Here is a 7,759-nt window from a genome sequence, read left to right as displayed (position 1 = left end):
TCATATGCTGTTTAACCAGCGTCTGATATCGGCGGGTAAGGCGAGAGTCAATCCCGCCAACAGATAGGTTGAAATCATTCTGCAAAGTAATAACAGGTATCACGATAAATGTGTAGATACCTATGCTGCTTAAGCCGGCCGCCGGCGCCGCCTGGCGATATTCATGCCCTATATCGATGCCCTGTACCGCCGGATCGTCAGAATTGAGGGTCGCCAGAATACCGTTATCGAGGAAGCGTTTCAGCGGATGATGCGCCAAATCGCGCACCGTACTGGTCTGAATATTGGAGGTCAGGCAGCTCTCAATGCCGATGGCGTGGTCGGCGAGGAAATCCATCAGCTTGGGATCTTCCACGGCTTTCACCCCGTGACCAATGCGTTCGGCGCCGAGCTCCGTAATGGCCTGCCAAATACTTTCTGGACCGGCGGCCTCGCCGGCGTGCACGGTGATACGCAGGCCGGCATCGCGGGCGCGGGCGAAATGGCTGAGGAATTCGCTGCCGGGATAGCCCAGCTCATCGCCGGCCAGATCCAACGCGGTGATGCCATCACGGCAGGCCAAGATCGCCTCAAGCTCCTGCCAGCAGGCGTCTTCACCGAAAGTGCGGCTCATAATGCCAATAAGCCGTACCGGCAATCCCGTTTCGCGGCTGGCGCGTTGTACGCTGTCGATCACCGCTTCTACCACGCCCTGCAGCGGCAAGTGATGGGACATCGCCATATAATAGGGTGAGAAACGCAGCTCCGTATAATCGAGACCGGCCGCCACGGCATCGGCGACATTTTCCCGCGCCACGCGCTGACAGGCGTCCAACGACCCCAACACCGACACGCCGACATCCAGCTTTTGCAGAAAGCTGACCAGATCCGGCTCGTTGGCGGTGACCTGCACATGCGGGCGTAAGCCCTCAAGCGTGCTGGCGGGCAGGGCGACGCCAAATTCACGACCGAGATCCAGTATGGTTTGCGGGCGAATATTGCCGTCCAGATGACGGTGTAAATCCGTCAGCGGCAGGGAACTATTAATCATGAGGAATAACTCTTTCAAATGACATTGATAGGATGATTATAACATTGACCGGCCCGGAGCGACGTCCGGGCGGGTGAGAAAATCCCCCCCCCGGCTCAGGGGCCGGGAGCGGGCGGACAGTGCGGGAGGAGATTCAGGGCTGCGGCACCACCGGCGCTGCCGCGGGCGGCGGTGCGCTCGGGCACCCCGAAGACGCCGAACAGGCTCAGGAAGTTTTGAATGGACATCTTCTGGCCGTTCAGATTGATTTGATTGTCGGCATAATGGAAACTGCTGGTCAGGGTATTATCCGCCACCGTGGTCAATTTGAACATCTGCCCCATGGCGGCCAGACCTTGGACCTGCTGCTTGGCAAGCAGGTCGGCATCTTTCTCATTGTACCCCAGCAGACGGGCGAACTGCGCGGTGGTTTCGGTGGCCATATCCAGCGGAACGCTCAGTTTGGCATCCAGTTTGTTGACAAATCTGGCCCACTGCTGATCCGACGTCAGGGACGAGTCCTGCGCCGCTTGCTGCGCCGTCGCCGGATCGTTGAGATTGAGCGTCAGGGTGAAGGTGCTTTCACCTTTGGCATTTTTCCAACTGAGCGGAGCGATGGTCAGGTAAGGGCTGCCTTTCAGCGCGGTAGGCAACTGCTGCAAAAAGGCCTGAGTAATTTGCGCCTGCTGCTGTTGCGGGTCGACAGCCCCCGTCTGCTGCATGATTTGCGCGACCTGCTGATGATAGTTATCGCTGAACGCTTCGACTGCTTTACCATCCAGATTGGACAAACTGATATTCAGCTTGCCGGCGCCGAAGTTTTGCCCCTGGATATGCAGTGCGTCCAGGGCATAATTGACCTGGACCGACAGCTTATCGCCATCTTCGCTAGCATGGGTCACCTGGGAGAGCGAGTCGATGCTTAAAATGTCCTTGCCGTCCAGGTTGTACACCAGCGTGCGCGCTTTGAGCGTATTATCGCCAATGCTGTATCCCTGTTTGCCATTGTGGGTGTCGTTGTCAACGCTGAAATCCTGCAGCGTCAACTGTTCGCGCTGTTGCCACTGGTTAAGGCCGCCCAGCACCAGGCTATCAATGCCGCCGGTTACCTTCAATTTATCGCCATCGCTATCGGCGGCGACATCGAACGTCCCGCCGCTGGCGCGGATCACCGTTTGATCATTTTTAAAATCCATCGCCGCCAGGGTAATTTTGGATACCGTGTTGCCGCTATAGCCGACGCGGGTTTCCCCCACCAGCGGTACGCCCGCTTTGGCGGCGTCGAACAGCGGCTGAGTTTTGGCGGTTTTTGCCAGCACGCTATGCACCGAGGCCATGCTGGGAATAAACACGCCTTTTTTCAGCTGGGCAAACGGAAAGGGGCCATGATCGACCTTTTCATTGACCCGGACATCTTCGCCCGGTTTCAACAGCTTATTATCGCCGGTGGTGCCGTCGGATTGCAGCACGATATCGACATGGCTGGTGAAAATGCCGCGCCGGTAATTCTCCGCGGCAAAGCGCAGACCCGACTGCGGAAAGGTGCTTTGCAAGCGGGTATTGGCGTCGTTGACCAATTCGGGTAAACGGCGCTGAAACTGTTTACCGGTGTACCAGGCGCCACCGGTCCAGGCGGCGCCGAGAATGACGATCACGCTGACCGCTACGAGGGTTTTTTTCATAGGTTATGCATCCTTATAATGTCTTGCTATCCCACTTGTTCGCCCAGCAACGCCGAAGGCAACAAAAAGCGCACATGGCCGGGAATAATGCCCAAGCCATGCAACTAATAGTAGCAACTGACAAGCAATTCGTCTGGCCGGCGTTAGCGTTGATTGTAAACGCGGGCTAAACGGCCGCTACCGCTAACCTTAATGGGTGACTCATTTGCAGCAATAAACACCGACTCGCCCGGCTGCAGTGTGATTTGCCGCCCGGCGCCGTCCACGGTGGCCTGGCCATCGACGCAAAATACGATGGCCGCGCTGTCCTGGGCCAGCCCGCGCGGCGCCGGCGTCAGCGCGTGCAGCGAAAAGGCGAAATCGTCCACCGGAATAGGGAAGAACAGCGCACCCTCCTGCGCCTCGGGCACGGTTAACAGGGTGTTTTCCGGTTTGGCGACGAACTGGACATTGGCCAGCAGCTCCGGCACGTCGATGTATTTCGGCGTCAGGCCGGCGCGCAGCACATTGTCAGAATTGGCCATCACTTCCAGAGCCACCCCCTTGAGATAGGCATGGGGGGTTTGCGCGAACAGAAACATCGCCTGGCCGGGCTGCAGGGTAATGACATTTAACAGCAGCGGCGAGAATAGACCGCTATCATCGGGATAAACGTCGGCAATCATGCGCACGGTATCCCAGGGTTCGCCGTGCTGATGGGCCAACGTGACGGTGAGAATATCCAGCGCCCGGGACTTTTGCTCGCCGGTCATCGACAGCAAATCGCCGAACAGCTGCGCCAGATGTTGCTCATCGGGATGGGCGAGGAAGGCGGCAATAGCGGGATGGGCCCCCGCGACGGGCTGCAGCAGCGAGACAATGGACGACAGCGTACGAAAGCCGTTCATTGCCTGGAACGGCGTCAGGGCAAACACCAACTCCGGCTTATGATTGGCGTCTTTGTAATTGCGGTTGGGCGCATCAAGGGCAATCCCCGCCTGATTTTCCTTGGCAAAACCGATTTTTGCCGCCTCAAGGCTGGGGTGAACTTGGATAGATAACGGCTCGTCGGCGCATAACACCTTGAACAAAAAAGGCAGTTCACCGAAGCGGTCCGCCACCGCGCGGCCCAGCATGCCCGCCGGATCGCGCGCAATCAGAGAACGCAGTGTTATCTCATCGCCTTGGTCATCGACAACGCGCGAGCTGCTTTTCGGGTGCGCGCCCATCCATAATTCCGCCATCGGCCGGCCATCGGGATTGGCAATGCCGTAAAGCCGGGTCAGGGCATCTTTACTGCCCCAAGCGTAATGCTGGAGGGTATTTATCATCTTTTCCATGATCGTTCCCGTTAATAATTTATTGATTCGTATTGTAATAGCGCTCACCGCTCGCATAATGGTAAGCGTTTATGTGGGACTATACTACCAATGCCCTGGCTAAAGAAGTAAGCATCGTGGGGCGGGATAGCGATCTTTAGGAAGAATACCAGGAGGTTATGATGGCAGTCACTCGTGTAGAAAAAGATTCAATGGGGCCGATTGACGTCCCCGCGGACCGTCTTTGGGGCGCGCAAACGCAACGGTCATTGGAACATTTTCGCATTTCCAGCGAAAAAATGCCGCCAGAACTGATTAACGCGCTGGCGCAAACCAAGCGTGCCGCGGCGCAGGTCAATCAGGATCTCGGCTTGCTAGAGGCCAAACGTGCCCAGGCAATCATCGAGGCGGCGGATGAAGTTCTGGCCGGCAAACACCCCGCCGAATTCCCGCTGGCCATCTGGCAGACCGGCTCCGGCACCCAAAGCAACATGAACATGAACGAGGTCCTGGCGAATCGGGCCAGTGAACTGCTTGGCGGCGAGCGCGGCGATGGGCGCCGGGTGCATCCCAATGACGATGTCAATAAAAGCCAAAGCTCCAATGATGTGTTTCCAACGGCGATGCACGTCGCCGCAGTGATTGCCGTGCGCGAACATCTGCTACCCCAGCTGGCGGTGCTAAAGAAAACCCTGGACGCCAAAGCCGTCGCGTTCAAGGATATTGTGAAAATCGGCCGGACCCACTTGCAGGATGCGACGCCGCTGACGCTCGGTCAGGAAATTTCCGGCTGGGTGGCGATGCTTGAGCACAGCGCAAAGCATATTGAGCAAAGCATTCCGCATCTGTGTGAGCTGGCGCTGGGCGGTACCGCGGTCGGCACCGGGCTTAATACCCATCCGCAATACGCGGTCCGCGTGGCGAAAGCGCTCGCTGATCTGACCGGCCAACCCTTTGTCACCGCGCCGAACAAATTTGAATCCCTGGCGACCTGCGATGCGCTGGTCCACGGCCATGGCGCCTTAAAAGGGCTGGCGGCGTCGATGATGAAAATCGCCAACGATGTGCGCTGGCTGGCTTCCGGCCCCCGTTGTGGCATCGGTGAACTGAACATTCCAGAGAACGAGCCGGGCAGCTCCATCATGCCCGGTAAAGTCAACCCGACCCAGTGCGAAGCCATGACTATGCTGTGTTGCCAGGTTATGGGTAATGACGCCGCGGTCAATATCGGCGGCGCGTCCGGCAATTTCGAGCTTAATGTCTACCGTCCTATGGTTATCCATAATTTCCTGCAATCGGTGCGCCTGCTGGCGGACGGTATCGATAGCTTCAATCACCATTGCGCGCAAGGGATTGAACCGAACCGCGATCGTATCGATCAGTTACTGAATGAATCGCTGATGCTGGTGACGGCACTCAATACCCATATTGGCTACGACAAGGCGGCGGAAATCGCGAAAAAAGCCCATAAAGAGGGGCTGACGCTGAAGGCCTCCGCGCTGAAGTTGGGCTATGTGACGGAAGCACAGTTTGATGAGTGGGTCCGCCCGGAAGACATGGTTGGCAGTATGAAAAGCTGAATAAGGGCTGGTCTGCCCGCGCAACCGATGCGCCGGGCCGGACCTGAGGCGGGCCGCTTGGGACCTGCCTCAGGTCGCAACGTACAAATGCAGCCGTTCAATCAGCAGGTGGGCCGGCAGTGCCGCCGGGACGTGTTTCGGGCGGATGTTACGGCAATCATAATTCAGTAATTCGCCAAGCATCGGCGCCGTCGCGCCCTGTTGCGTCCGGCAAAGGACAATCAGCGGGGAAGGGCAGGCGTACTGTACCTGTTTTTGCTGCGCCTGGTACCACACTCGCGCGATAGGCTGCACTTTTACCGGACGTTTGATTTTAAGCGCAATGTCCGGCGGCAGTTTGGACACCAGGTTTATCTCGTCCCGCACCCGCTCTTGCCACTGTTGGCGGGTATAAGGCGGCACCGCACGCCCGCCGTGCAGGCTTTTTTGCAGCATGGTCAGCACCTCTTTACGCGTCAAATTTTTGATGACCTGTTTATTGGCCCAGCCAAAACGGACGGAATCAGGATCGGTAATGACCTGCAGGCCGCGATAGGCGCTCAGGGTCTTCAGCCCGCGTAGGTGACGGTGTACGAAGTCAAAGCGCTGCTCCGGCGGCAGCTGCGATTCTACGGTAATCAACCGGGCCAATTGGGTTTTCTGGTCGTTGATTTCGCTTATCAACGCGACGGCGGCAGCATACTGATCATCATCCACGGCAAAGCACAGGGCACCCGGCAGGCGGATTGCCGCTTTGCTGCTGCTGTTTTGCTTTTGCTGATAAATGAACAGGCGCTGAAAATGCGCCACGCCGGTCGCCAGTGCGGTTTTTCCTACCTGTTGCTGAAGCGTCAGCGTTGTTATCTCTTCCTGTTCTTGCCCTTTTTCCACTTCTGGCAGGGTAAATACGCGGGCGGCCAGCAGCCGGAACCCCCCCAGCAGTGGCTCAAGCGCCGTCAGGCGCAATTGCAGCGTGTTAAAGCAGGTGTTAAGACGCTCGGTTAAATCCAACGCGGGCATAATGTTGTCCTGGTTGTTAGTTACAACATAATAATAGGTGATTTTCCTATCTCAAGCTTAACACCTTAGCGAAAGAGACTGGAATACGTCCAGCACAACCAAACGATAACACGGTCTGAAGAGGGGATGACCCTATCGACTGCCCCTCATCGCGACGGCGTCGCGACGCGAGAGTGCATGCGCTGCGCTTGCGGCGATGTTCAGTAACCTCGCTTTTGCGCAGCACACAGGGCGTCACCGTCCGCGCCATCACCTCTGAAGATAACGCCGGTGATGCCTGTGCCACGGGTTGTCGACAACCCTTGGCCGCCCTAATGCTGCACTCGCGCGGCCCGGGTCAGACCGCACGCAGCTCGGGCAACCGGCGCAGGCGCTGGGCGACATACAGCCCAATGAACAGCAACGCGGTGATAAACGCCACCACGCCGCCCCAACCGTACCCGTGCCAGAAGAACCCGCCCAGTGTCCCGGCGGTACTGGAGCCGAGATAATAACAAAAGAGATACAACGAAGACGCCTGACCTTTGGCGCGACGGGCGCGGCGGCTAATCCAGCCGCTGGCAACGGCGTGGGCGGCAAAGAACCCGCCGGCAAACAGCATCATGCCGATAAAAATAACCGCCAGCGGCGTTGCCAGCGTCAACAACAGGCCGGCTACCATGATCATGATAGCCACCATCATGACCGGTCCACGGCCATAGCGCGCGGTAAGTGCACCGGCTTTGGGAGAACTCCAGGATCCGGTCAAATAGACCACCGACAACAACCCCACCACCGCCTGGCTAAGCGACCACGGCGCTGACAGCAACCGATAACCGATATAGTTAAACAACGTAACGAAAGCGCCCATCAGCAAAAACCCCTCCATAAACAGGAGCGGCAGGCCTTGGTCACGCCAATGCAGACGGAAATTGATCGCCAAGTTGCGGGGTTTCAATGAGGTCGGCCGAAACAAGCTGTCTGGCGTTTTCTGAATAATAAGCGAATTAGCTTCAGTCAACTCAATGAGCCAATTATTTCGCTAGCACTTGAGCAAATTTCGCTTAGCCCGCATCCATACGCTCTCGTTGTTCATGATTGGTCACGTTTACAATTTCTTTACCATCATGCCAAATACGGACGCTTAAAAATGACGCACGGTGGCGATGTTGGATATGAACTTCAAAGCAGCTTGCTGGTTGATGCTGGCAC

The 7,759-nt window shown here is 57.2% G+C and carries 5 protein-coding genes and 1 pseudogene; 1 reads left to right on the top strand and 5 read right to left on the bottom strand.

What is annotated here, in order from left to right; genetic code table 11:
* The 3 genes from add to manA form a co-directional block, all read right to left on the bottom strand.
* A partial coding sequence (gene add / locus CINSTRO3249_RS10420; protein ID WP_084790190.1) for an adenosine deaminase occupies positions 1 to 1,030 on the bottom strand: 1,030 nt, incomplete at its 3' end.
* 95 nt (positions 1,031 to 1,125) lie between these two features.
* Positions 1,126 to 2,691 carry a YdgA family protein gene (locus CINSTRO3249_RS10415; protein ID WP_084790189.1) on the bottom strand — a complete coding sequence of 522 codons (1,566 nt, stop codon included), beginning with the start codon at positions 2,689 to 2,691 and terminating at the stop codon, positions 1,126 to 1,128.
* A gap of 143 nt (positions 2,692 to 2,834) precedes the next feature.
* Positions 2,835 to 4,010 carry a mannose-6-phosphate isomerase gene (manA, locus tag CINSTRO3249_RS10410; RefSeq protein WP_074013235.1) on the bottom strand — a complete coding sequence of 392 codons (1,176 nt, stop codon included), beginning with the start codon at positions 4,008 to 4,010 and terminating at the stop codon, positions 2,835 to 2,837.
* A 161-nt stretch (positions 4,011 to 4,171) separates the two neighbouring features.
* On the opposite strand from manA, the gene fumC reads away from it, so the two are divergent.
* Positions 4,172 to 5,569: a class II fumarate hydratase gene (gene fumC / locus CINSTRO3249_RS10405; RefSeq protein WP_074013234.1), complete on the top strand. Its 1,398-nt coding sequence runs from the start codon at positions 4,172 to 4,174 to the stop codon at positions 5,567 to 5,569.
* Between the two features lie 69 nt (positions 5,570 to 5,638).
* Here fumC and tus read toward each other — a convergent pair whose 3' ends face one another.
* Together tus and CINSTRO3249_RS10395 are read right to left on the bottom strand one after the other, a co-directional pair.
* Positions 5,639 to 6,568, bottom strand: coding sequence for a DNA replication terminus site-binding protein (gene tus, locus CINSTRO3249_RS10400; RefSeq protein ID WP_074013233.1), 930 nt, complete (start codon positions 6,566 to 6,568; stop codon positions 5,639 to 5,641).
* A gap of 337 nt (positions 6,569 to 6,905) precedes the next feature.
* Positions 6,906 to 7,583: pseudogene (locus CINSTRO3249_RS10395) on the bottom strand (MFS transporter); the annotation flags it as partial.
* Positions 7,584 to 7,759: the final 176 nt, after the last annotated feature.

This window comes from Candidatus Sodalis sp. SoCistrobi, from assembly GCF_900143145.1.
Classification (GTDB): Bacteria; Pseudomonadota; Gammaproteobacteria; order Enterobacterales; family Enterobacteriaceae; genus SoCistrobi.
This window is presented reverse-complemented; position numbering and strand designations above follow the sequence as displayed.

Excerpts from the sequence above, each read along its gene's own strand:
- CINSTRO3249_RS10415 (WP_084790189.1), bottom strand. The coding sequence starts at position 2,691 with ATGAAAAAAACCCTCGTAGCGGTCAGCGTGATCGTCATTCTCGGCGCC.
- tus (WP_074013233.1), bottom strand. The coding sequence starts at position 6,568 with ATGCCCGCGTTGGATTTAACCGAGCGTCTTAACACCTGCTTTAACACG.
- fumC (WP_074013234.1), top strand. The coding sequence starts at position 4,172 with ATGGCAGTCACTCGTGTAGAAAAAGATTCAATGGGGCCGATTGACGTC.
- manA (WP_074013235.1), bottom strand. The coding sequence starts at position 4,010 with ATGGAAAAGATGATAAATACCCTCCAGCATTACGCTTGGGGCAGTAAA.